The organism is Pseudomonas asiatica (assembly GCF_040214835.1).
GTDB classification, from domain to species: Bacteria; Pseudomonadota; Gammaproteobacteria; order Pseudomonadales; family Pseudomonadaceae; genus Aquipseudomonas; species Aquipseudomonas putida_Z.
Genome location: NZ_CP157874.1, coordinates 4059823 through 4083685 on the forward strand (window position 1 = coordinate 4059823; position 23863 = coordinate 4083685).

Annotated in this window: 17 protein-coding genes; 10 read left to right on the forward strand and 7 right to left on the reverse strand. The window is 63.8% G+C overall.

The window, feature by feature from the left end; genetic code table 11:
• Positions 1-226: 226 nt before the first annotated feature.
• The 4 genes from ligA to ABNP31_RS18180 all read right to left on the reverse strand — a co-directional run bounded on the left by ligA (position 227) and on the right by ABNP31_RS18180 (position 8043).
• Positions 227-2557, reverse strand: coding sequence for an NAD-dependent DNA ligase LigA (ligA, locus tag ABNP31_RS18165; protein ID WP_085664009.1), 2331 nt, complete (start codon positions 2555-2557; stop codon positions 227-229).
• Positions 2558-2795: 238 nt separating this feature from the next.
• Positions 2796-3686: a cell division protein ZipA gene (gene zipA / locus ABNP31_RS18170; protein WP_025340022.1), complete on the reverse strand. Its 891-nt coding sequence runs from the start codon at positions 3684-3686 to the stop codon at positions 2796-2798.
• Between the two features lie 205 nt (positions 3687-3891).
• The gene (smc, locus tag ABNP31_RS18175) at positions 3892-7380 is read right to left on the reverse strand and encodes a chromosome segregation protein SMC (protein ID WP_238066679.1); all 3489 of its coding nucleotides are present in this window, start codon (positions 7378-7380) and stop codon (positions 3892-3894) included.
• Between the two features lie 3 nt (positions 7381-7383).
• The gene (locus ABNP31_RS18180; protein WP_015271155.1) at positions 7384-8043 is read right to left on the reverse strand and encodes a GntR family transcriptional regulator; all 660 of its coding nucleotides are present in this window, start codon (positions 8041-8043) and stop codon (positions 7384-7386) included.
• Between the two features lie 268 nt (positions 8044-8311).
• Between ABNP31_RS18180 and xdhA the strand changes: the two genes are divergently transcribed.
• The 4 genes from xdhA (at position 8312) to guaD (ending at position 14489) form a co-directional block, all read left to right on the forward strand.
• The gene (gene xdhA / locus ABNP31_RS18185) at positions 8312-9766 is read left to right on the forward strand and encodes a xanthine dehydrogenase small subunit (RefSeq protein ID WP_350012635.1); all 1455 of its coding nucleotides are present in this window, start codon (positions 8312-8314) and stop codon (positions 9764-9766) included.
• Entirely contained in the window at positions 9759-12158 is a 2400-nt protein-coding gene (gene xdhB / locus ABNP31_RS18190; protein WP_350012636.1) for a xanthine dehydrogenase molybdopterin binding subunit, read from the forward strand. The genes xdhA and xdhB overlap by 8 nt, the downstream gene beginning before the upstream one ends.
• 170 nt (positions 12159-12328) lie before the next feature.
• Positions 12329-13174 carry a xanthine dehydrogenase accessory protein XdhC gene (xdhC, locus tag ABNP31_RS18195; RefSeq protein WP_025340026.1) on the forward strand — a complete coding sequence of 282 codons (846 nt, stop codon included), beginning with the start codon at positions 12329-12331 and terminating at the stop codon, positions 13172-13174.
• A 10-nt stretch (positions 13175-13184) separates the two neighbouring features.
• Complete coding sequence (gene guaD / locus ABNP31_RS18200; protein WP_075045889.1) at positions 13185-14489, forward strand: guanine deaminase; 1305 nt, start codon at positions 13185-13187, stop codon at positions 14487-14489.
• Here guaD and aqpZ read toward each other — a convergent pair.
• Both aqpZ and ABNP31_RS18210 read right to left on the reverse strand, forming a co-directional pair.
• Complete coding sequence (gene aqpZ / locus ABNP31_RS18205) at positions 14486-15184, reverse strand: aquaporin Z (protein ID WP_025340028.1); 699 nt, start codon at positions 15182-15184, stop codon at positions 14486-14488. The two genes, guaD and aqpZ, sit on opposite strands and share 4 nt — an antisense overlap.
• Before the next feature lie 232 nt (positions 15185-15416).
• A complete protein-coding gene (locus ABNP31_RS18210) occupies positions 15417-16172 on the reverse strand; it encodes a GntR family transcriptional regulator (RefSeq protein WP_085664005.1) in 756 nt (251 codons plus the stop codon).
• A 282-nt stretch (positions 16173-16454) separates the two neighbouring features.
• Between ABNP31_RS18210 and ABNP31_RS18215 the strand changes: the two genes are divergently transcribed.
• On the forward strand, positions 16455-17804 hold the full coding sequence (locus ABNP31_RS18215; protein ID WP_013973528.1) for an NCS2 family permease: 1350 nt from the start codon (positions 16455-16457) through the stop codon (positions 17802-17804).
• A 315-nt stretch (positions 17805-18119) separates the two neighbouring features.
• On the opposite strand, the gene uraH is transcribed toward ABNP31_RS18215, so the two are convergent.
• The gene (gene uraH / locus ABNP31_RS18220; RefSeq protein ID WP_003259496.1) at positions 18120-18473 is read right to left on the reverse strand and encodes a hydroxyisourate hydrolase; all 354 of its coding nucleotides are present in this window, start codon (positions 18471-18473) and stop codon (positions 18120-18122) included.
• Positions 18474-18872: 399 nt separating this feature from the next.
• Between uraH and puuE the strand changes: the two genes are divergently transcribed.
• The 5 genes from puuE to ABNP31_RS18245 all read left to right on the forward strand — a co-directional run bounded on the left by puuE (position 18873) and on the right by ABNP31_RS18245 (position 23827).
• Complete coding sequence (gene puuE / locus ABNP31_RS18225) at positions 18873-19799, forward strand: allantoinase PuuE (RefSeq protein ID WP_085691624.1); 927 nt, start codon at positions 18873-18875, stop codon at positions 19797-19799.
• On the forward strand, positions 19799-20314 hold the full coding sequence (uraD, locus tag ABNP31_RS18230; RefSeq protein WP_025340030.1) for a 2-oxo-4-hydroxy-4-carboxy-5-ureidoimidazoline decarboxylase: 516 nt from the start codon (positions 19799-19801) through the stop codon (positions 20312-20314). The genes puuE and uraD overlap by 1 nt, the downstream gene beginning before the upstream one ends.
• A 56-nt stretch (positions 20315-20370) precedes the next feature.
• Complete coding sequence (locus tag ABNP31_RS18235; protein WP_003259500.1) at positions 20371-20874, forward strand: ureidoglycolate lyase; 504 nt, start codon at positions 20371-20373, stop codon at positions 20872-20874.
• A 59-nt stretch (positions 20875-20933) separates the two neighbouring features.
• Entirely contained in the window at positions 20934-22262 is a 1329-nt protein-coding gene (locus tag ABNP31_RS18240; RefSeq protein WP_013973534.1) for a urate hydroxylase PuuD, read from the forward strand.
• A gap of 209 nt (positions 22263-22471) precedes the next feature.
• Positions 22472-23827 (forward strand): nucleobase:cation symporter-2 family protein, encoded by a 1356-nt coding sequence (locus ABNP31_RS18245; protein ID WP_085593158.1) that lies wholly within the window; start codon positions 22472-22474, stop codon positions 23825-23827.
• The last annotated feature ends 36 nt before the right edge of the window (positions 23828-23863 follow it).

The window sequence follows — 23863 nt, forward strand, 5'->3', positions numbered from 1 at the left end:
ATCATTTCTCAATGACTTGTCCGGGTCGGGGTGGCCTGGAGCTGCCAATTCGCGGGTGAACCCGCTCCTACAGGGGTAGCGTTGACAGCAAGACCAGCGCAGGACCTGTGGGAGCGGGTTCACCCGCGAAGCAGGCGCCGCGGTGGATGGCACGGGCTTCGCCCGTGTTCGCGGGCATGCCCGCTCCCACAAGGACCGCGCAAGCCACAGGGGATTGCGCAGGGCGTTAGACAGCGATGCCCTGCTCGCCCAGGAAGGTGACGAAGGCATCTTCATCAAGCACCTTCACCCCCAACTCACTGGCCTTGGCCAGCTTGGACCCCGCCCCCGGCCCCGCCACCACGCAGTGAGTCTTGCCGGAAACCGAACCCGCCACCTTGGCCCCCAGGCTTTCCAGCTTTTCCTTGGCGATATCACGGCTCATGCGCTCCAGGGTGCCGGTCAGCACCCAGGTCTGGCCGGCCAGCGGCAAGCCTTCGGCGACTTTCTTCTCGCTGCTCCAGTGCATGCCGAACGCCAGCAACTGTGCCTCGATGTCCCGGGCCAGTTTCTGGTTGGCTTCATCCTTGAAGAACTCGCGCACGGCTTCGGCCTGCTTGGCCGCCAGGGCCTGGCGCAGGTCGATGCCGTCGGCGGCGATGATCTTGTCCAGGCTGTCGAGCTTGGCCACCAGCTTCTCGGCACCGGTCGGGCCAACCGAGGCGATATCGAGCTTGGCGATCATGCCGGCCAGGGTGGTGCTGGCGGCGAATTCGGCAGCCAGCTCGCCTTCGTCCTGCAGTTGCATGCCGCTGTCGAGCAACTGCTTGATGACCTTGCGGTTGTGCTCGTCCTCGAAGAAGTTGTGGATCTCGTACGCCACCTCCAGGCCGATGTCCGGCAGGTAGGTGAGCACTTGCGGCAGCGCTTGCTGCACGCGCGACAGGCTGCCCAGCGAGCGGGCCAGCACCTTGGCGGTCTCCTCGCCTACGTCCGGGATGCCCAGGGCGTAGATGAAGCGCGCCAGGCCCGGGCGCTTGCTGGCTTCGATGGCATCCAGCAGCTTCTTGCTGGACACTTCGGCAAAACCTTCCAGGCCGACGATCTGGTCGAATTCCAGCTTGTACAGGTCGGCCGGCGAGCCGATCAGGCCTTCGTCCACCAGCTGCTCGACGCTCTTCTCGCCCAGGCCGTCGATGTCCATGGCGCGGCGTGACACGTAGTGGATGATCGCCTGCTTGAGCTGGGCGCCACAGGCCAGGCGACCGACGCAGCGGTACACCGCCCCCTCGCTGGTGGTTTCCTTGCCCTTGCTACGCTTGACCAGCTGGGTACGCTCGACCTGCGAGCCGCATACCGGGCATTCGCTAGGCACCTGCACCGGGCGCGCATCTTCCGGGCGGCGCTCCAGCACTACCTGCATCACCTGCGGAATCACGTCACCGGCGCGGCGGATGATCACCGTGTCGCCAATGCGCAGGCCCAGGCGGGCGATTTCGTCCATGTTGTGCAGGGTGGCGTTGGACACGGTCACACCGGCGACCTTGACCGGCTTCAGGCGTGCCACGGGCGTTACCGCGCCGGTGCGGCCGACCTGGAACTCGACATCCAGCACCTCGGTCAGCTCTTCCATGGCCGGGAACTTGTGGGCGATCGCCCAGCGCGGCTCACGGGCGCGGAAGCCCAGTTCGCGCTGGGCGGCCAGGCTGTTGACCTTGAACACCACGCCGTCGATTTCGTAGGGCAGGCTGTTGCGTCGCTCGCCGATGTCGCGGTAGTAGGCCAGGCATTCTTCAATGCCAGCGGCATGCTTGAGTTCGCGGCTGATCGGCAGGCCCCAGGCCTTGAGCTGCTCGAGGATGCCGATGTGGCTGTCGCCGATGCTCGCGGACACCTGGCCGACGCCATAGCAGCAGAATTCCAGCGGGCGGCTGGCGGTGATTTTCGAATCCAGCTGACGCAGGCTGCCGGCGGCGGCGTTGCGCGGGTTGGCGAAGGTCTTGCCACCGGCTTCGGCCTGGGCGGCGTTGAGCCGGTCGAAACCGGCCTTGCTCATGTACACCTCGCCGCGCACCTCCAGCACCGCCGGCCATCCCTCGCCTTGCAGCTTGAGCGGGATGTTGCGCACGGTACGCACGTTGGCACTGATGTCTTCGCCAGTGGTGCCGTCGCCACGGGTGGCACCCTGCACCAGTTGGCCGTCGCGGTACAACAAGCTTACGGCCAGGCCGTCGAGCTTGGGCTCGCAGCTGTAGTCGACCGCACCGGGCTGGTCGAGGCCGTCTACCACGCGGCGGCCGAACTCACGCAAGTCGGCTTCTTCGAAGGCGTTGCCCAGGCTGAGCATGGGCACTTCGTGGCGGACCTGGCTGAACGCGGCCAGGGCTTCGCCACCCACGCGCTGGGTGGGCGAGTCGGGGGTTACCAGGTGCGGGTGTTCGGCTTCAAGCGCCTTGAGCTCGTTGAACAGGCGGTCGTATTCGGCATCGGGCACGCTTGGCTCATCGAGCACGTAGTAGCGGTAGTTGTGCTGGTCGAGCTCGGCACGCAGTTCGTGGATACGGGTTTCGGCGGTCATGGGATTTGTCTTCTCTTGCAAAGCAAAAGAGCAGCCTGGGGGTGGGTGCCGGGGGCTTGAGGTATTTATTGCCTGTCCGGCCTCTTCGCGGGTAAACCCGCTCCCACAGGGACATCACAGCCCTTGAGGTTTGTGGTGTCCCTGTGGGAGCGGGTTTACCCGCGAAGAGGCCGGCACAGGCGATAACAACACCCGAACCGACCAGCACGCCCTCAGGCTGCTCTTTCGTCTGGATCTGTCAGCGCTTCTGGGTCAGCGCACGGCGCTCGAACTCGACGATGCGCTGGCGGTAGTGCTCGATGGTCTGGGCGGTCAGCACGCTGCGCTGGTCGTCCTTGAGCTCACCGTTCAGTTCGTGCGCCAGCTTGCGCGCCGCAGCCACCATCACATCGAAGGCCTGCTTCGGATGACGCGGGCCCGGCAGGCCGAGGAAGAAGCTCACCGCGCGGGTGCTGAAGTGGTCGATGTCGTCCAGGTCGAACACGCCGGGCTTGACGGCGTTGGCCATGGAGAACAGCACCTCGCCGTGACCGGCCATGCTCTCGTGACGGTGGAAGATGTCCATTTCGCCGAAGCGCAGGCCGCTTTCCAGAATGTTCTGCAGCAGCGCCGGGCCCTTGAAGCCACCCTCGTCGCGGGAGATGACGCTGATCACCAGCACTTCCTCGGCCGGCGGCAGCTCCTTGACGCTGTTGCTGGCAGGCGCCGCACCGTTGCTGCGGGTATTTTCCGCGGCAAAGTCGTCATCGCTGTCGGCAAACAGGTCGGGCTCGCGTGGCTCGGCGCTCAGGTTCAGGTCGCCCTGCTGTGCATCCGCAGCAGCGGTGGCGCGCTTGCCGCGCTTGGCAGCCTTGGCCGGCTTGGGCTCACGCTCGCGATCACGCGCAGAAGCACTGAGCGACGGCAGGTCGCTTTCGTCCAGCTCAGGCTCCTTGTGGGTATCCAGCACCCGCGACGGGCCAAGCACTTCGGCATTGCCCTCTTCGTCCGGCAGGTTGGAATAACTGCGATCCAGACGGAATTTCAACTTGCCTTTCCCGCCGCGCATGCGGCGCCAGCCGTCGAAAAGAATCCCGGCAATGACAATGATGCCGATGACGATCAGCCACTCGCGCAGACCGATTTCCATGTAATCCCGTGCCTCTATAAAAATATGCTTGAAAACAAAGGGTTCAAAGCCCTTTAACACGTGGCGCCAACTCTATGTTCTGACAGGCGTTTTACCCACGCAAAAAACGAGTGACATTAAGCTAGCACGACCAAAGACAACTTTACACCGTCTGTCGCACATGGCGGGGGCATTTCGCTACGGAATATGCCCTTATCGTCGAGCATCAGGCATCGACCATGGCCATGGCCTCCTCCACATCGACGGCAACCAGACGTGAACAGCCCGGTTCATGCATGGTCACCCCCATCAATTGATCCGCCATCTCCATGGCAATCTTGTTATGGGTGATGTAGATGAACTGCACGCTTTCACTCATTTCCTTGACCAGACGGGCGTAACGCCCGACGTTGGCATCGTCCAGCGGCGCGTCGACTTCGTCGAGCATGCAGAACGGTGCGGGGTTCAACTTGAAGATGGCAAACACCAGCGCCAATGCGGTCAGTGCCTTCTCGCCGCCGGACAGCAGATGGATGGTGCTGTTCTTCTTGCCCGGTGGTCGCGCCATGATCGTTACCCCTGTATCGAGTAGATCTTCGCCCGTCAGTTCCAGATAAGCGCTGCCACCACCGAAAACTTTTGGGAAAAGTGCCTGTAATCCGGCATTTATCTGATCAAAGGTATCCTTGAAGCGGTTGCGGGTTTCCTTGTCGATCTTGCGAATGACGTTTTCCAGGGTCTCCAGGGCTTCGACCAGGTCGGCGTCCTGGGCGTCCAGGTAGCGCTTGCGCTCGGACTGCTGCTCGTACTCTTCGATGGCCGCCAGGTTGATCGCCCCCAGGCGCTGGATACGCGCCTCGAGCTGCTCCAGCTCCTGTTCGGTGCCCTGCTCGCTGGCCTCGGCCTCCAGGGTGGCGAGCACGCCTTGCAGGTCGTAGCCATCGGCCAGCAACTGCTCCTGCAGGGTCTTGCGCCGCACATCCAGGCCCTGGCACTCCAGGCGCAACTGCTCCAGCTGGCCACGCAGCAACTGGGCCTGCTGCTCGGCCTGGGTACGGCGCTTTTCGGCGTCGCGCAGTTCGCGGTCGGCTTCGTCCATGTGCAGGCGAGCCTGGCGCATTTCCTCGTCGACGCTCATGCGCCGCTCCAGCAGCTCTTCCAGCTTCAGGCGCAGTTCTTCCTGTGGGGCCTCGCCCTCTTCCAGGTTCAGGCTCAGTTGCTCCTGGCGCTCGGTCAGGCGCGCGGCCTGCTGCTCAAGGCGCTCCAGGGCCTGGCGGGTGGAATCATGCTGTGCGCGCAGCGAGCCCAGGCGTACAGCCAGCTGGTGGGCGTGATCCTTGTGCTGGCGGGCCTCCTGGCGCACGCGATCGAGGCTTTCGCGCAGGGTGTCGCGGCGGGCCATCAACTGCTCGCGCTGCTCGGTGTCCTGGGCCATCAGCTCCAGGGCCTCCTGCAGCAGCAGGCGGGCTTCGCCCAGCTGCTCATGCTCCACGGCGCGCTGTTCTTCCAGCTCGGTCAGCTCTTCCTGCAGGCGCCGGCGGCGCAGCTCGACCTGCTCGGCACGTGCGCGGCCAGCCGACAGGTTGGCCTTCAGCTCGCCATGCAGGCGGTTTTCTTCCTGGGTGCGACGGCGCAGTTGTTCACGCTGTTCTTCAAGGTCCAGCTGCTGCTCGCGCAGGGCCTGCAGTTGCTGTTCCAACTGCTCCAGCGCCGCTTCCTGCTCCAGTTGCTCCTGGCCCAGGCGCTCGATCTCCTGGCCACGCGCTAGCACGCCGCCTTCGGCTTCGCCGCCACGGCGCACCCGCAGGAAGTGTCGGCCAACCCAGTAGCCATCGCGGCTGACCAGGCTCTGGCCTTCGCCGAGCGACGCGCGCTGCGCCAGCGCCTGGGCAAGGTCTGCCACGGGCTTGACCTGGCCCAGCCAGGGCGCCAGGTCGACACGGCCTTCGACCTTTTCCAACAGGCTCCCGGGCAGCGACGAGCCGGTACCGCTCGCCAGCAGCAAGCGCAACTCGCCCTGCTCCAGGCCGGCAAAATCCAGATTACTGAAGTCGTCCACCAGCACAGCCTGCAGGTCGGCGCCGAGCACGGTTTCTACCGCAAGCTCCCAGCCCGGCTCGACCCGCAACCCTTCAGCCAGCCGCGGCTGTTGCTCCAGGCCTTGGCCCTGGAGCCAGTCCGCAGCACCTGCACCCGGCTCCAGGGCGGCCTGCTGCAAGGCTTCGAGCGAGGCCAGGCGCCCGCCCAGGCGTTGCAGGTCGCCCTGCGCCTGCTGTTGGGCCTGGGTGGCCTGCTGCAGTTGTTCACGCGCGCCTTCCAGGCGCTCGACCACCTGCTCTTCCGACAACTGCAACTCTTCCAGCAACATTTCGCTGCTAGCCAGCTGCTCGGCCAGTTCGAGCATGGCCGCATCCTGCGGGTCGCTGCCCAGCAGCTCACGCTCCTCGCCCAGCTTGCGCTGGCGCTCGGCCTGGCGTTCCAGGCTGGCCTCCAGCTGTTGCAGGCGCGCCTGCTGCACTTCGGCCTGGCGGCGCGGCTCGGCGGAACGGCTGTTGAAGCTGTCCCACTGTTCCTGCCAACCGTGCATGCCCAGCTCGGCCTCTTCAAGGGCGGCAGTGGCTTCTTCGGCAGCGGCCAGGGTCATTTCCTGCTCGGGTTCGAGCATGGCCAGCTCTTCGCCCAAGGTAGCCAGCAGGGTACGGTCGTGGCCCAGGTGCGACTCGGTTTCCAGGCGCGTGCGCTCGGCTTCCTTGAAGTCATCCTGCAGCTGGCGCAGGCGCTGCTGGCCGTGCTGGATGCTCTGCTCGACCCGGGCGATGTCACCGGCCACCGAGTAGAAACGGCCCTGCACCTGGTTGAAGCGTTCGGACAATTCGTGATGGCCATCGCGCAGGCGCTCGATGCTGGCATCGGCATTGCGCTGCTCGGCCACCAGCGCCTCATGGGACACATCCTGGTCGCCGATCACCGCCTCGCGCTGGCGCACCCGGTCGTCCAGGTCGCGCCAGCGCAAGGCCGACAGGCGTGCCTTCAGCTGGCGTTCCTGGGCCTTGTATTCGCGGTACTTCTCGGCCGCCTGGGCCTGCCGGTGCAGGCGCTCCAGCTGGCGCTCCAGCTCTTCGCGCAGGTCGGTCAGGCGCGCCAGGTTTTCCTGGGTGCGGCGGATGCGGCTCTCGGTTTCACGGCGGCGTTCCTTGTACTTGGAAATGCCGGCGGCTTCCTCGATGAAGTTGCGCAGCTCCTCGGGCTTGGCCTCGATCAGCTTGGAGATCATGCCCTGTTCGATGATCGAGTAGCTGCGCGGCCCCAGGCCGGTACCGAGGAAGATGTCGGTGATATCGCGCCGGCGGCACTTGGTGCCGTTGAGGTAGTAGCTGTTCTGCCCGTCGCGGGTGACCTTGCGGCGGATCGAGATCTCGGCGTAGGCGGCATATTCGCCGACCAGGGTGGTTTCGCTGTTGTCGAACACCAGCTCGATGCTGGCCTGGCTGACCGGCTTGCGGCCACTGGAGCCGTTGAAGATGACATCGGTCATCGACTCGCCGCGCAGGTTCTTCGCCGAACTCTCGCCCATCACCCAGCGCACGGCATCGATGATGTTGGATTTGCCACAGCCGTTGGGGCCGACCACGGCCGCCATGTTGCTGGGAAAGTTGACCGTGGTCGGGTCGACGAACGACTTGAACCCGGCCAGGCGAATGCACTTCAGGCGCATCGGTCAGCCTCGGGCCAACGCCGCCAGCACCAGTTCGCAGCTGCGCTGGCCATAGGCGGTGAGCACCTCGCGAATGCGCGGCAGATCACGGGCGATCACGGCGTCGAGCAGGCGGGCGAACAGGTCCAGGTAATCGATCATGTTGGCCTGGCGCTGGTCCAGCGACAGGTAGTAGGCACGGCTCATCGCCGGCTGCAGGTTTTCCACGGTTTCCTGCAGGAACGGGTTGTCGGCGAACGGATAGGCCGCCCGCATGACCGCGAAGCTGTCGGCGACGAAGGCCTTGATGTCCAGCTGGTCATGGGCCCGCTGCAGGCGCTGCTGGATCTCCAGGAACGGGCGCAGGTCGGCATCGGTGCGCCATTTTTGCGCAACCGCGTTACCCAGCAGGATGTAGAACTCACCCATCAGTGCGCACAGGCTGCGCACACTGCGCTCGTCGAGTTCGGTCACATGGGCACCCCGGCGCGGCAGGATCGCCACCAGGTGGCGGCGTTCGAGGATCAGCAGCGCCTCGCGCACCGAGCCGCGGCTGACGTTGAGAGCCTGGGTGACCTTCTGCTCCTGGATACGCTCGCCTGGCGCCAGCTCGCCGCGGATGATGCGTTCGGCCAGGTAATCGGCAATCTGCTCGGAGAGGCTGTCCGGGGCCTTGAACGTCATGGTTTTCCTTCAAAATCATTGAACTGGGCACAAGAAGCGGATTGTAGCGTACTTGGCCGGTAATCGCGCAGAGGGGCCTGGCGGTTTATTTGACCTGCAAGGCATCCAGGCGCCCGGCGCGATCTATGCTTGAAATATGGGCAATGTGTGCGGCCGGGCTCGGACATGAGCAATTTCTTGACCTTTGAGTCAGAAAAATATTGACCAGCTGGACAGCTCTTGCTTAGAGTCCGCCCAACAACAATAAAACCATTGCGAGGCCATCCCCGTGATCCAGTTTCTCGTCAACCAGGAGCTGCGTAGTGAGCATGCCCTGGACCCGAACATGACGGTGCTGCAGTACCTGCGCGAGCACCTGGGCAAACCTGGCACCAAGGAGGGCTGCGCCAGTGGTGACTGCGGCGCCTGCACCGTGGTGGTCGGCGAACTGACCCAGGACGACCAGGGCAACGACAGCCTGCGCTACCGCAGCCTCAACTCGTGCCTGACCTTCGTTTCGTCGCTGCACGGCAAGCAACTGATCAGCGTCGAAGGCCTCAAGCACCAAGGCCAGCTGCACAGCGTGCAACAGGCCATGGCCGATTGCCATGGCTCGCAGTGCGGCTTCTGCACCCCCGGCTTCGTCATGTCGCTGTTCGCCCTGCAGAAGAACAGCAGCGGCCCCGACCTGCACCAGGCCCAGGAAGCCCTGGCCGGCAACCTGTGCCGCTGCACCGGCTACCGGCCGATCCTCGACGCCGCCGAGCAGAGCTGCCGCCAGCCTTGCCGCGACCAGTTCGATGCCCAGCAGGCACAGACCATCAGCCGCCTCAAGGCCATTGCGCCAACCCAGACCGGCGAACTGAACAGCGGCGACAAGCGCTGCCTGGTACCACTGACCGTGGCCGACCTGGCCGACCTGTACAGCTCGCACCCCGAAGCGCGGCTGCTGGCCGGCGGTACCGACCTGGCCCTGGAAGTCACCCAGTTTCACAAGACCTTGCCGGTGATGATCTACGTCGGCCATGTGGCCGAGCTCAAGCGCATCGAGAAAACCGCCAGCCACCTGGAAATCGGCGCCGCCACCCCGCTCACCGACTGCTACGGCGCACTGAACGAGGAATACCCGGACTTCGGCGCCCTGCTGCACCGCTTCGCTTCGCTGCAGATCCGCAACCAGGGCACCCTGGGCGGCAATATCGGCAACGCTTCGCCAATCGGCGACTCGCCACCCCTGCTGATTGCCCTGGATGCGCAGATCGTCCTGCGCCAGGGCGAGCGCCAGCGGGTGATGCCACTGGAAGACTACTTCATCGACTACCGCATCACTGCCCGCCAGGACAGCGAGTTCATCGAGAAGATCATCGTGCCGCGCGCCACCGGCGATTGGGCGTTCCGCGCCTATAAAGTGTCCAAGCGCCTGGACGATGACATTTCCGCCGTGTGCGGCGCCTTCAACCTGAGCATCGAAGACGGCGTGGTCAGCGGTGTGCGTATCGCCTTCGGCGGCATGGCGGCGATCCCCAAACGGGCCCTCGCCTGCGAAGCGGCGTTGCGCGGCAAGCCGTGGAACCAGGCTGCCATCGAGCGCGCCTGCCAGGCCCTGGCGGAAGACTTCACCCCGCTCAGCGACTTCCGCGCCAGCAAGGAATACCGCCTGCTGACCGCGCAGAACCTGCTGCGCAAGTACTTCATCGAACAGCAAACGCCGTACATCGAAACCCGGGTGACCGCTTATGTCTAACCATCACGTAGCCAAGAGCCAGGCCGAGATGGCCGAACTGTTCAGCCAGGACCTGACCACCGGGGTCGGCCGCAGCGTCAAGCACGACAGCGCCGACAAGCATGTGTCCGGCGAGGCGGTGTACATCGACGACCGCCTGGAATTTCCCAACCAGCTGCACGTCTATGCACGCACCGCCGACCGCGCCCACGCGCGCATCCTGCGCATCGACACCACGCCGTGCTATGCCTTCGAGGGCGTGCGCATCGCTATCACCCACGAAGACATCCCCGGCCTCAAGGACATCGGCCCGGTGGTCGCCGGCGATCCGCTGCTGGCCATCGACAAGGTCGAGTTCTTCGGCCAGCCGGTGCTCGCCGTGGCCGCCCGCGACCTCGATACCGCACGCCGTGCGGCCATGGCCGCCATCGTCGAGTATGAAGACCTGGAGCCGGTGCTGGATGTGGTCGAAGCATTGCGCAAGAAGCACTTCGTGCTCGACAGCCACACCCACCAGCGTGGCGATTCCGCTGCTGCCCTGGCCAGTGCCCCGCACCGCATCCAGGGCACCCTGCACATCGGTGGCCAGGAGCACTTCTACCTGGAAACGCAGGTTTCCTCGGTGATGCCCACCGAAGATGGCGGCATGATCGTCTACTGCTCCACGCAAAACCCCACCGAAGTGCAAAAGCTGGTCGCCGAAGTACTCGACGTGCCAATGAACAAGGTGGTGCTGGACATGCGCCGCATGGGTGGCGGTTTTGGCGGCAAGGAAACCCAGGCCGCCAGCCCGGCGTGCCTGTGCGCCGTGGTCGCGCGCCTGACCGGCCAGCCCACCAAGATGCGCCTGCCACGGGTCGAAGACATGACCATGACCGGCAAGCGCCACCCGTTCTACGTCGAGTACGACGTGGGCTTCGACGACGACGGGCGCCTGCACGGCATCAACTTCGATCTGGCCGGCAACTGCGGCTACTCGCCCGACCTGTCCGGTTCGATCGTCGACCGCGCCATGTTCCACTCCGACAACGCCTACTACCTGGGCGATGCCACCGTGCACGGCCACCGCTGCAAGACCAACACCGCCTCCAACACCGCATACCGCGGCTTCGGCGGCCCGCAGGGGATGGTCGCCATCGAGCAGGTGATGGACCACATCGCCCGCCACCTGGGCCGCGACCCGCTGGCGGTGCGCAAGGCCAACTACTACGGCAAGACCGAGCGCAACGTCACCCACTACTACCAGACCGTCGAGCACAACATGCTCGAAGAGATGACCGCCGAACTGGAAGCCAGCAGCGACTACGCCGAGCGCCGCGAGTCGATCCGCCGCTTCAACGCCAACAGCCCGATCCTGAAGAAGGGCCTGGCGCTGACCCCGGTCAAGTTCGGTATTTCGTTCACCGCCACCTTCCTCAACCAGGCCGGTGCGCTGATCCATATCTACACCGACGGCAGCATCCACCTGAACCATGGCGGCACCGAGATGGGCCAGGGCCTGAACACCAAGGTGGCACAGGTGGTGGCACAGATCTTCCAGGTCGATTTCAGCCGTATCCAGATCACCGCCACCAACACCGACAAGGTGCCCAACACCTCGCCGACCGCAGCCTCCAGTGGTGCCGACCTGAACGGCAAGGCGGCGCAGAACGCTGCCGAAATCCTCAAGAAGCGCCTGACCGAGTTCGCCGCGCGGCACTACCAGGTGACCGAGGAAGACGTCGAGTTCCGCAACGGCCATGTGCGCGTGCGCGACCAGATCGTCAGCTTCGAGCAGCTGGTGCAGCAGGCCTACTTCGCCCAGGTGTCACTGTCCAGCACCGGCTTCTACCGTACGCCGAAGATCTACTACGACCGCAGCCAGGCACGTGGCCGGCCGTTCTACTACTTCGCCTTCGGCGCCGCCTGCGTGGAAGTGGTGGTCGACACCCTGACCGGCGAGTACAAGATGCTGCGTGCCGACATCCTGCACGATGTGGGTGATTCGCTGAACCCGGCCATCGACATCGGCCAGGTGGAAGGCGGCTTCATCCAGGGCATGGGCTGGCTGACCACCGAAGAGCTGGTGTGGAACGCCAAGGGCAAGCTGATGACCAACGGCCCGGCCAGCTACAAGATCCCGGCAGTGGCCGACATGCCGCTGGATTTGCGGGTAAAGCTGGTGGAGAACCGCAAGAACCCGGAAGACACCGTGTTCCACTCCAAGGCCGTGGGCGAGCCGCCGTTCATGCTCGGCATCGCTGCCTGGTGCGCGATCAAGGACGCCGTGGCCAGCATCGCCGACTACCGCGTGCAGCCACAGGTGGATGCGCCGGCGACGCCGGAGCGGGTGTTGTGGGGTTGCGAGCAGATGCGCAATGCCGTGGCTGCAGCGCAACCTGCCGAGCCGGAGCTGGAAACCGTCACCCAGTAACACCGCCGCTCCGCTTTTTGTAGGAGCGGCCTTGTGTCGCGAAAGGGCCGCGCAGCGGCCCCAAAACTTGTACAGCAACATGGATTTCTGGGGCTGCTGCGCAGCCCTTTCGCGACACAAGGCCGCTCCTACACAAAGCGGACCGCGTTGTTCTGAAGAGGAATTGCATCATGCACCAATGGATCAACGCCCTCGCCGACCACCAGTCCCGTGGCGAAGCCTGCGTGCTGGTTACCATCATCGAGGAACGCGGCTCGACCCCGCGCAATGCCGGCTCGAAAATGGTCGTCAGCGCCAGCGGCCTGTTCGACACCATCGGCGGCGGCCACCTGGAATACAAGGCCCTGCACATCGCCCGGCAGATGCTCGAAGAGCACCGCACTACCCCGCACCTGGAGCGCTTCAGCCTCGGTGCCAGCCTTGGCCAGTGCTGCGGCGGCGTCACGGTGCTGCTGTTCGAACCCATGGCCGCGGTGCAGGCGCAGATCGCGGTGTTCGGCGCGGGCCATGTCGGCCGGGCTCTGGTACCCTTGCTCGCCGCGCTGCCCTGCCGGGTGCGCTGGATCGATTCGCGCGAGCAGGAATTCCCTGCCCTGATCCCCGACGGGGTGACCAAGGTGGTCAGCGAGGAGCCGGTCGACGAAGTGGCAGACCTGCCGCCAGGCTGCTACTGCATCGTCATGACCCACAACCACCAGCTCGACCTGGAACTGACCGCCGCCATTCTCAAGCGCAACGACTTCACCTGGTTCGGCCTGATCGGCTCGAAGACCAAACGGGTCAAGTTCGAGCACCGCCTGCGCGAGCGCGGCTACGACGATGCCGTGATGGCGCGCATGCGCTGCCCGATGGGCCTGGCCGAGGTCAAGGGCAAGCTGCCCATAGAGATTGCCGTGTCCATCGCCGGTGAAATCATCGCCACCTACAACGCCTGCTTCGGCCAGCACGATGCTGCCGCCAATGCCGGCCCCATTGCCCAGTTGCTGCCGCCTTCCCGGCGCAGCCAAGCCATTTGACGAGTGAGTTATGACCGTTACCCGCAAAGCCTACCGTGCCGCCATCCTGCACAGCATCGCCGACCCGGCCGAGGTGGGCCTGGAGGCTTCCCATGAATACTTCGAGGACGGCCTGCTGGTAGTCGACGACGGCCGCATCCGCGCCGTAGGCCACGCCGCCGAACTGTTGCCGACCCTGGACGCCGATATCCCGGTCGAGCACTACCAAGACGCACTGATCACCCCGGGCTTCATCGACACCCACATCCACTTCCCGCAGACCGGCATGATCGGCTCCTACGGCGAACAGCTGCTGGACTGGCTGAACACCTACACCTTCCCCTGCGAAAAGCAGTTCGCCGACAAGGGCCACGCCGACCAGGTGGCGAAGATCTTCCTCAAGGAACTGCTGCGCAACGGCACCACCACCGCCCTGGTGTTCGGCAGCGTGCACCCGGAATCGGTCAATGCCCTGTTCGAGGAAGCCGAGCGCCTGGACCTGCGCCTGATCGCCGGCAAGGTGATGATGGACCGCAACGCCCCGGACTACCTGACCGACACCGCCGAGTCCGGCTATGCCGAAAGCAAGGCACTGATCGAGCGCTGGCATGGCAAGGGCCGCCTGCATTATGCAGTCACCCCGCGCTTCGCCCCGACCAGTACGCCTGAGCAGCTGACGCTGGCAGGCCAACTGCTCAAGGAGCACCCGGGCGTGTACATGCACACGCACCTGTCGGAAAACCTCAAGGAAATCGATTGGGTCAAGTCGCTGTTCCCCGAGCAGAAGGGTTACCTGGACGTATACGACCACTTCGAGTTGCTGGGCGAACGCTCGGTATTCGCCCATGGCGTGCACCTGTGCGATGACGAATGCCAGCGCCTGGCCGAAACCGGCTCGGCCGTGGCCTTCTGCCCCACCTCCAACCTGTTCCTCGGCAGCGGCCTGTTCAACCTGCCCCAGGCCGAGCGCTTCAAGGTCAATGTGGGCCTGGGCACCGACGTTGGCGCCGGCACCAGCTTCTCGCTGCTCAACACCCTCAACGAAGCGTACAAGGTGATGCAGCTGCAGGGCGCGCGCCTGCACCCGTACAAGTCACTGTACCTGGCCACCCTCGGCGGCGCCCGCGCGCTGCGCCTGGACGACCGCATCGGCAGCCTGCGCCCGGGCAACGATGCCGACTTCGTGGTACTGGACTACAAGGCAACGCCACTGCTGGACTACCGCATCCAGCAGTCCAACAGCATCGAGGAAACCCTGTTCGTGCTCACCACCCTCGGCGACGACCGCACCGTGCGCGAAACCTACGCCGCAGGGCGTTGCGTGCACCAGCGCTAAGGTTCTTTTGCCAGGCCCCGGTACAGTGCGCCGCCGATCGCAGCACCAATCAGCGGCGCCACCCAGAACAGCCACAGCTGTTGCAGGGCCCAGCCTCCGACGAACAAGGCCGGCCCCGTGCTGCGCGCGGGGTTGACCGAGGTATTGGTCACCGGGATCGAGATCAGGTGGATCAGGGTCAGGGCCAGGCCGATGGCGATCGGTGCAAAACCCGCTGGCGCCCGGGCGTCGGTGGCGCCCATGATCACCACCAGGAACATCGCCGTCATCACCACTTCACTGACAAAGCCCGCCCCGAGCGTGTAGCCGCCGGGCGAGTGGTCGGCGTAGCCGTTCGAAGCCAATCCCGCAGACAGCTCGAAACCTGCCTTACCGCTGGCAATCAGGTAGATCACACCCGCCGCCAGGATGGCGCCGATCACCTGGGCGATCACGTAGGGCAACAGCTCTTTGGCCGGGAAGCGCCCGCCCACCACCAGCCCGAACGACACGGCGGGGTTGAGGTGGCAGCCGGAGATATGGCCGATGGCGAAGGCCATGGTCAGCACGGTGAGGCCGAAGGCGAAGGCGACGCCGAGTACACCGATGCCGATGGGGGAACTGGCGGCGAGTACCGCACTGCCACAGCCGCCAAGCACCAGCCAGAAGGTGCCGAGCAGCTCGGCGCCCATGCGTTTACCGAGGGACATGCTCATGAGTCCATTCCTCAAGAAGTTGAACGCAACGAATGCGCAAGCCCAACTGCTTGATGAAGGTTTGCTCACAAGAATTTAGCAGACCTTTGATCAATGACCAGAAATGGCCGTGCTTCTTGTGGGAGCGGGTTTACCCGCGAAGAAGGCGACACCATGTATGGCACCGGCTGCGCCGGTGTTCGCGGGTGAACCCGCTCCCACAACGGCGCATTACGTTCACCTAGGCAAACGATCAACCCTTGATCGATACCTTGGGCTTTTTCAACAGATGCGAGAACACCGCATGCAGATCGTCCGAGGCACTCTCCTCGTCCAGGTTCAGCTTGCTGTCGATGTGGTCCATGTGGTGCATCATCAGGCTCACCGCCTGCTCGGCATCGCGCGCCTCGATGGCATCGATCAGCTGCATGTGTTCGTCATACGAGCAATGCGAGCGGTTGCCGCTTTCGTACTGGGCAATGATCAGCGAGGTCTGCGACACCAGGCTGCGCTGGAAGCTGACCAACGGCGCATTACCTGCGGCCTCGGCCAGCTTGAGGTGGAATTCGCCGGAAAGACGAATGCCGGCACCGCGGTCACCACGGGAGAAGCTGTCGCGCTCCTCGCGCACCATCTGCCGCAGCTCGTTGAGCTGCTCGAGGGTAGCGTGCTGCACGGCCAGTTCGGTGATGGCCCGTTCGACCATGCGCCGGGAGAAGAACACCTGGCGGGCCTCTTCCACCGTCGGGCTGGCCACCACCGCGCCGCGGTTCGGCCGCAACAGCACCACGCTTTCGTGGGCCAGGCGCGACAAGGCGCGGCGGATGATGGTGCGGCTGACGCCGAAGATCTCGCCCAGCGCTTCCTCGCTCAACTTGGTGCCCGGTGCCAGACGCTGCTCGAGGATCGCCTCGAAAATATGCGCGTAGACGATGTCGTCCTGGGTACCACTGCGGCCAGCCTTGCCGGTACGCGCAGGTTTCTTCAGAGGTTGCAGCTGTTCGTTCATGGGCTCTCGAGGCACGAAGGAAAGTATGGCGCCATTGTACACAGGCTGAGCCGTTTCTGCAGGTGGCCTTTTACCTATATAGCCGTTGTACGACGCATTGCGCACACAAAACATAAAACATTATTTGCATTCTTTGTACACAAAAGCATAATCCACCGAGCAACTTCTTGACCCATAAGTCAACAAACCGGTCAGACGTCTGCCTTCCCTCGCGGAGCCGCCAAGTGCATTGCTCAGGCCCCTGGCTCCATAACAACAAGAAAGACTTGAGGAGTACTCGCTGTGGAAAGCCGCAAATCCGAAGCCCCTACGCTGGATCTTGCCCCACCGCTCGAAACGAGCTGGCTGGAGCGGATTTTCAAACTCAAGCAACACGGCAGCACCGTCAGAACCGAAATGATCGCCGGGGTGACCACCTTCATCACCATGGCCTACATCATCTTCGTCAACCCCAACATCATGGCCGACGCCGGCATCGACCACGGTGCCGCCTTCGTCGCCACCTGCATCGCCGCCGCGCTGGGTTGCCTGCTGATGGGCCTGTACGCCAACTGGCCGGTAGGCCTGGCGCCGGGCATGGGGCTTAACGCCTTCTTCACCTACACGGTGGTCGGCACCATGGGCTACAACTGGGAAACGGCACTGGGCGCAGTATTCGTCTCGGGTGTGCTGTTCATGTTCCTGACCTTGTCGAAAGTGCGCGAATGGTTGCTCAACAGCATCCCGGTCAGCCTGCGCCATGCCATGGGGGCCGGCGTCGGATTGTTTCTCGGGCTGATCGGCCTGAAGACGGCAGGCATCATCGTCGACAGCCCGGCCACGCTGATCAAGCTGGGCTCGCTGCATGAACCGGGGCCGCTGCTGGCGGCGGTGTGCTTCCTGCTGATCGCCATCCTCAGCTACAAGCGGGTGTTCGGGGCGATCCTGATCAGCATCATCGGTGTCACCCTGGCCGGCTGGGGCCTGGGCCTGGTGAAATTCGGCGGGGTGATGTCGATGCCGCCAAGCCTGGCACCGACCTGGATGGCCATGGATGTGGCTGGCGTGTTCAACGTCAGCATGATCAGCGTGGTGCTGGCGTTCCTGTTCGTGCACATGTTCGACACCGCCGGCACCCTGATGGGCGTGGCGCAGCGGGCCAACCTGGTGGCGCCGGACGGGCGTATCGAGAACCTGTCGAAGGCGCTGAAGGCTGACAGTGCTTCAAGTGTGTTCGGCGCCGTGGTCGGCGTGCCGCCGGTGACCAGCTATGTGGAAAGTGCTGCCGGCGTGGCCGCAGGTGGTCGTACCGGCCTGACTGCCGTGGTGGTCGGCCTGCTGTTCATCGCGGCGATGTTCTTCGCTCCGCTGGCCGGGATGATTCCGGCCTATGCCACCGCCGGTGCGCTGATCTACGTGGCGATGCTGATGATGGGCAGCATGGCGCATATCCACTGGGACGAGGCCACCGACAGCATTCCGGCGATCGTCACGGTGATCATGATGCCGCTGACTTTCTCGGTCGCCGACGGTATTGCCCTGGGCTTCATCAGCTATGTGGCATTGAAAGCAGGTACTGGCAAATACAAGGAAATCTCCGCCAGCCTGTGGGTGCTGTGCGCGATCTTCATTGCCAAGTTCGTGTTCCTCTGAACCCTGCTGCACCAACCAAGGGCGCCTCGGCGCCCTTTCTTTATTTGGCCGGCATCAATCTGCTGACCTGCACTGGCCTTTGTAGGAGCGGCCTTGTGTCGCGAAAGGGCTGCGGAGCAGCCCCGGCAATTTGTGCGTCTGCGCTGAAACCCTGGGGCTGCTTTGCAGCCCTTTCGCGCCACAAGGCCGCTCCTACAAGGGCCAGTGCTACCGATCAGATGGCAGCTGGCTTGCCGGCGACAAACAGCAGACGAAAAAAAGCCCGCCAGTGTGAGAGCGGGCCAAAGGACCTACGAAGATTCTTCTAGCGACCAACTAGCTTCCACGATAGGTCGAATAGCTGTACGGCGAGATCAGCAGCGGCACGTGGTAGTGCTCCTGCTGCTCGTCGATGCCAAAGCGCAGCACGACAACATCCAGGAACGCCTGGGCCGGCAGCTGTACACCGCGAGCGCGGTAGTAGTCGCCAGCGCTGAACTGCAGCTGGTAGACGCCGGTACGGTAGTCGTCACCCTGCAGCAGCGGCGCGTCGACACGGCCATCGCTGTTGGTCAGGGCGGTGTTCACCAGCTCCAGCTGCTGGCCTTCGACACGGTACAGCTCGACCTTGATCGAGCTGCCCGGGCAGCCATGCGCGGCATCCAGTACGTGTGTGGTCAAACGTCCCATTGCTTGTCGCCTCTTGATCAATCTGTGGGCAAAAAATACACGGCCATCATCACGCCAAAGGGCCTGAGATGTGCGGGAATGACGCCATTAAGACATTCCATCGCCAAATTGTACACAATTTTTTGAGCCCTTCTGTCGTACCTGCCGTTTCTTGCCCATAAACGACCCATCGGTCGCAAATACAGGCGCCGTAAAGACGCCAACGTCATTAGCTGACCAATCAGGCAGGTTTCTTGCACTGTTTTTCCAGGTCGCTGCGAGGCGACAAAAGGGAAGAAATGCGGAAAAACAGGCTTACAAAAGATTTCAGAAGTTGTATACAATCAGCCCATCCGGTGGTGCGACATACCGACGCGGCCCGCCCACCCCCCGCACTAACGCACAAGAAGGAAGACTGCAGTGAGCGCTGACTACCCTCGCGACCTGATCGGTTACGGCAACAACCCTCCTCACCCGCAATGGCCGGGCAACGCTCGCATCGCGCTGTCTTTCGTCCTCAACTACGAGGAAGGTGGCGAACGCAACATCCTGCACGGCGACAAGGAGTCCGAAGCATTCCTCTCGGAAATGGTCGCCGCCCAGCCACTGCAGGGCGTGCGCAACATGAGCATGGAATCGCTGTACGAATACGGCAGCCGCGCCGGCGTATGGCGCCTGCTGAAGCTGTTCAAGGACAGCGGCGTGCCACTGACCATCTTCGCCGTGGCCATGGCCGCCCAGCGCCACCCCGACGTGATCCGCGCCATGGCCCAGGCCGGCCATGAAATCTGCAGCCACGGCTACCGCTGGATCGACTACCAGTACATGGACGAGGCCCAGGAGCGCGAGCACATGCTCGAAGCCATCCGCATCCTCACCGAAATCACCGGCGAGCGCCCGCTGGGCTGGTACACCGGCCGCACCGGCCCGAACACCCGTCGCCTGGTGATGGAGGAAGGTGGCTTCCTGTACGACAGCGACACCTATGACGACGACCTGCCCTACTGGGAGCCGAACAACTCTACCGGCAAGCCGCACCTGGTGATCCCCTACACCCTCGATACCAACGACATGCGCTTCACCCAGGTACAGGGCTTCAACTGCGGCGAGCAGTTCTTCCAGTACCTGAAGGACGCCTTCGATGTGCTGTACGCCGAAGGCGCCGAAGCACCGAAAATGCTGTCCATCGGCCTGCACTGCCGCCTGGTCGGCCGCCCGGCACGCCTTGCCGCACTGAAGCGCTTCGTCGACTACGCAAAAAGCCATGACCAGGTCTGGTTCGCCCGTCGCGTGGACATCGCCCGCCACTGGCACGCCACCCACCCGTACAAGAAAGAGAACGCCTGATGACCGCCTTCAACACCCTCAAGCCATCCGCCCTGGGCCGTGACGCCTTCGTCAAGGCATTCGCCGACATCTACGAGCACTCGCCGTGGGTAGCCGAAAAAGCCTATGACCTGGGCCAACTGGGCGAGCTGGACGAGATCGAGGCGCTGCACCAGCGCATGAGCGACATCCTGCTCAGCGCCAACCACGCCGACCAGCTGGCGCTGATCAACGCTCACCCGGACCTGGCCGGCAAGGCCGCCATCCAGGGCGAGCTGACCGAATCGAGCACCAACGAGCAGGCCGGCGCCGGTATTCACCAGTGCACCGCCGAAGAGTTCGCCCGTTTCACCGAGCTGAACGACGCCTACAAGGCCAAGTTCCAGTTCCCGTTCATCATGGCGGTTAAAGGCAGCAACCGGCACCAGATCCTCGCCTCCTTCGAAAAACGCATCCACAACGATGCCGATGCCGAATTCAAGGAAGCCCTGGCGCAGATCAACCTGATCGCCCTGTTCCGCCTGCTGCAGCTGTAAAGCCGCGGCAACGCTTGAGCCTTATCCAGAACAACGAACATAGAAGAGATATCCGCATGCGCACCCTGATGATCGAGCCCCTGACCAAAGAAGCCTTCGCCCCTTTCGGAGACGTGATCGAAACCGACGGCAGCGACCACTTCATGATCAACAACGGCTCGACCATGCGCTTCCACAAGCTCGCCACGGTCGAAACCGCCGAGCCTGAAGACAAGGCGATCATCAGCATCTTCCGCGCCGACGCGCTGGACATGCCGCTGACCGTGCGCATGCTGGAACGCCATCCGCTGGGCAGCCAGGCTTTCATCCCGCTGCTCGGCAACCCCTTTCTGATCGTGGTCGCGCCAGTTGGCGATGCACCTGTATCAGGTTTGGTCCGAGCCTTCCGCAGTAATGGCAGGCAGGGCGTCAATTACCATCGCGGCGTCTGGCACCACCCGGTGCTGACGATCGAAAAGCGGGATGACTTCCTGGTGGTTGATCGCAGTGGTTCCGGTAACAACTGCGACGAGCATTACTTCACCGAGGAACAGATGCTGGTCCTCAATCCCCACCAATAAGAAAAGGTCGGTCATTCAAGGGCAATGCCCGAGCGGGTGACCGGCAAGAGGTACATACTGTGGAAGCACACCTTCACGAATGGCTGAACCTGAGCATTCGCTGGGTTCACATGATCACCGGTGTCGCCTGGATCGGTGCATCGTTCTACTTCGTCTGGCTGGAGAACCACCTGAACCGAAGCAACCCGCGCGATGGGTTGTCGGGTGATCTCTGGGCAATTCACGGCGGTGGTATCTACCACCTGGAGAAATACAAGCTCGCACCCCCGAAAATGCCCGAGAACCTGCACTGGTTCAAATGGGAAGCCTACTTCACCTGGATGTCCGGTATCGCCCTGCTGTGCGTGGTGTTCTACTGGAACCCGACCCTGTATCTGCTGGCCCCTGGCAGCACCCTTAGCGGTGCCGAAGGCGTGGCCATCGGTATCGGCTCGCTGATCGCCGGCTGGTTCATCTACGACTTCCTGTGCGACTCGCCCCTGGGCAAGAAGCCAGCGCTGCTCGGTGCTGTACTGTTCGTGCTGATCATCGCCGCGTGCTGGGGCTTCAGCCTGGTGTTCAGCGGCCGTGGTGCGTACCTGCACACCGGCGCGATCATCGGCACCATCATGGTCGGCAACGTGTTCCGCATCATCATGCCGGCCCAGCGCCAGCTGGTGGCTGCGATCGAGAACAACCAGACCCCCGACCCGGTACTGCCGGCCAAAGGCCTGCTGCGCTCGCGCCACAACAACTACTTCACCCTGCCGGTGCTGTTCATCATGATCAGCAACCACTTCCCGAGCACCTACGGTAGCCAGTACAACTGGCTGATCCTGGCCGGTATCGCAGTAGCCGCGGTCCTGATCCGCCACTACTTCAACACCCGCCACGACAGCAACAAGTACGCCTGGACCCTGCCGGTCGGCGCCCTGGCGATGATCTGCCTGGCCTACGTCACCGGTCCGAAACCGATGGCCGTCAGCCCTGAGCAAGCCGCGGCGAAGGTCGAGTACCAGCCACTGCCTGCGACCGCTGTAGGTGGCAAGACCGCTGCCGAGCAACGCGCCGAGGACGCCGCCAAGGCTGCCGCAGCACCTGCCGCGCCGGCCGAAGCCCCTGCCCAGGCCACGGCCCAGGCTGGCGGCGAGAGCTTCGACAAGATCCACAATGTCATCCAGGAACGCTGCACCGTGTGCCACTCGTCCAAGCCGACCAGCCCACTGTTCAGCGCCGCCCCTGCCGGCGTGATGTTCGACACCCCGCAGCAGATCCAGGCCCAGGCCGCGCGCATCCAGGCGCAAGCGGTCGCCAGCCAGATCATGCCGCTGGGCAACATCACCCAGATGACCACCGAAGAGCGCAAGCTGGTCGGTGACTGGATCGCCAAAGGCGCCCCGGTCAACTGAAACACAATTGTCGGGATAACACCGCCCCCTGTGGGAGCGGGTTCACCCGCGAAGAGGCCGGCACCCCCGGCCTCTGTTTCAAGACATACGCAACAAGCAAGCATCGAGCGTTCAGCCTCAAGCGGGAACCTCAGGCTCTCTTAACCGGAAGCCTGCCGCCTGAGGCCGGCGCTTGGATCCGAGAATAAAAACAAAACTCGAGGTGCTGCATGTCCGAGTCACGCAAGGCGTACATCCCTGTTGCGCCGCCGCGCGAGCCCTTGCCCCTGTTCCAACTGATCCTGGTTGGCCTGCAACACGTTCTGCTGATGTACGGCGGCGCCATCGCCGTGCCATTGATCATCGGCCAGGCCGCCGGGTTGTCCCGTGAAGAAGTCGCTTTCCTGATCAACGCCGACCTGCTGGTCGCTGGCGTCGCTACCATCATCCAGTCCTTCGGTATCGGCCCGGTGGGCATCCGCATGCCGGTGATGATGGGTGCCAGCTTCGCTGCCGTCGGCAGCATGGTGGCCATGGCCGGCATGCCTGGCGTGGGCCTGCAGGGGATCTTCGGCGCGACCATCGCCGCCGGGTTCTTCGGCATGCTGATCGCGCCGTTCATGTCCAAGGTCGTACGCTTCTTCCCGCCACTGGTCACCGGCACGGTGATCACCTCGATTGGCCTGTCGCTGTTCCCGGTGGCAGTCAACTGGGCCGGTGGCGGCCACCAGGCAGATACCTTCGGCTCGCCGATCTACCTGCTGGTGGCCGGCCTGGTGCTGGCGGTGATCCTGCTGATCAACCGTTTCATGCGCGGTTTCTGGGTCAACGTGTCGGTGCTGGTGGGCATGGGCCTGGGCTACATCCTGGCCGGCTCCATCGGCATGGTCGACCTGTCGGGCCTGAACGACGCACCGTGGCTGCAAGTGGTGACCCCACTGCACTTCGGCATGCCGACCTTCAGCCTGGCACCGATCCTGTCCATGTGCCTGGTGGTGGTGATCATCTTCGTCGAGTCCACCGGCATGTTCCTGGCCCTGGGTAAGGTGACCGATCGTGAAGTTACCCCAGGGATGCTGCGCCGCGGCCTGCTGTGCGATGCAGGCGCGTCGTTCATCGCCGGCTTCTTCAACACCTTCACCCACTCTTCGTTCGCCCAGAACATCGGCCTGGTGCAGATGACCGGGGTGCGCTGCCGCTATGTCACCATCGTGGCCGGTGCACTGCTGATCCTGCTCAGCCTGCTGCCCAAGGCGGCCTTCCTGATTGCCTCGATCCCGCCTGCGGTACTGGGCGGCGCGTCCATCGCCATGTTCGGCATGGTCACCGCCACCGGGATCAAGATTCTCCAGGAGGCGGACATCGGCGACCGTCGCAACCAGCTGCTGGTTGCGGTGAGCGTCGGCTTCGGGTTGATCCCCGTGGTACGTCCGGAGTTCTTCGCCCAGATGCCCCAGTGGATGGAGCCCATCACCCACAGTGGCATCGCCATGGCCACGGTCAGTGCCCTGGTGTTGAACGTGCTGTTCAACATCCTTGGTGGTGCCGACCGCGCGGTGCACAACGAAGCCTGTCACCAGCATTGAGCAAGGGGGGCGGCGCACTGCCGCCCCGCCTCGAAT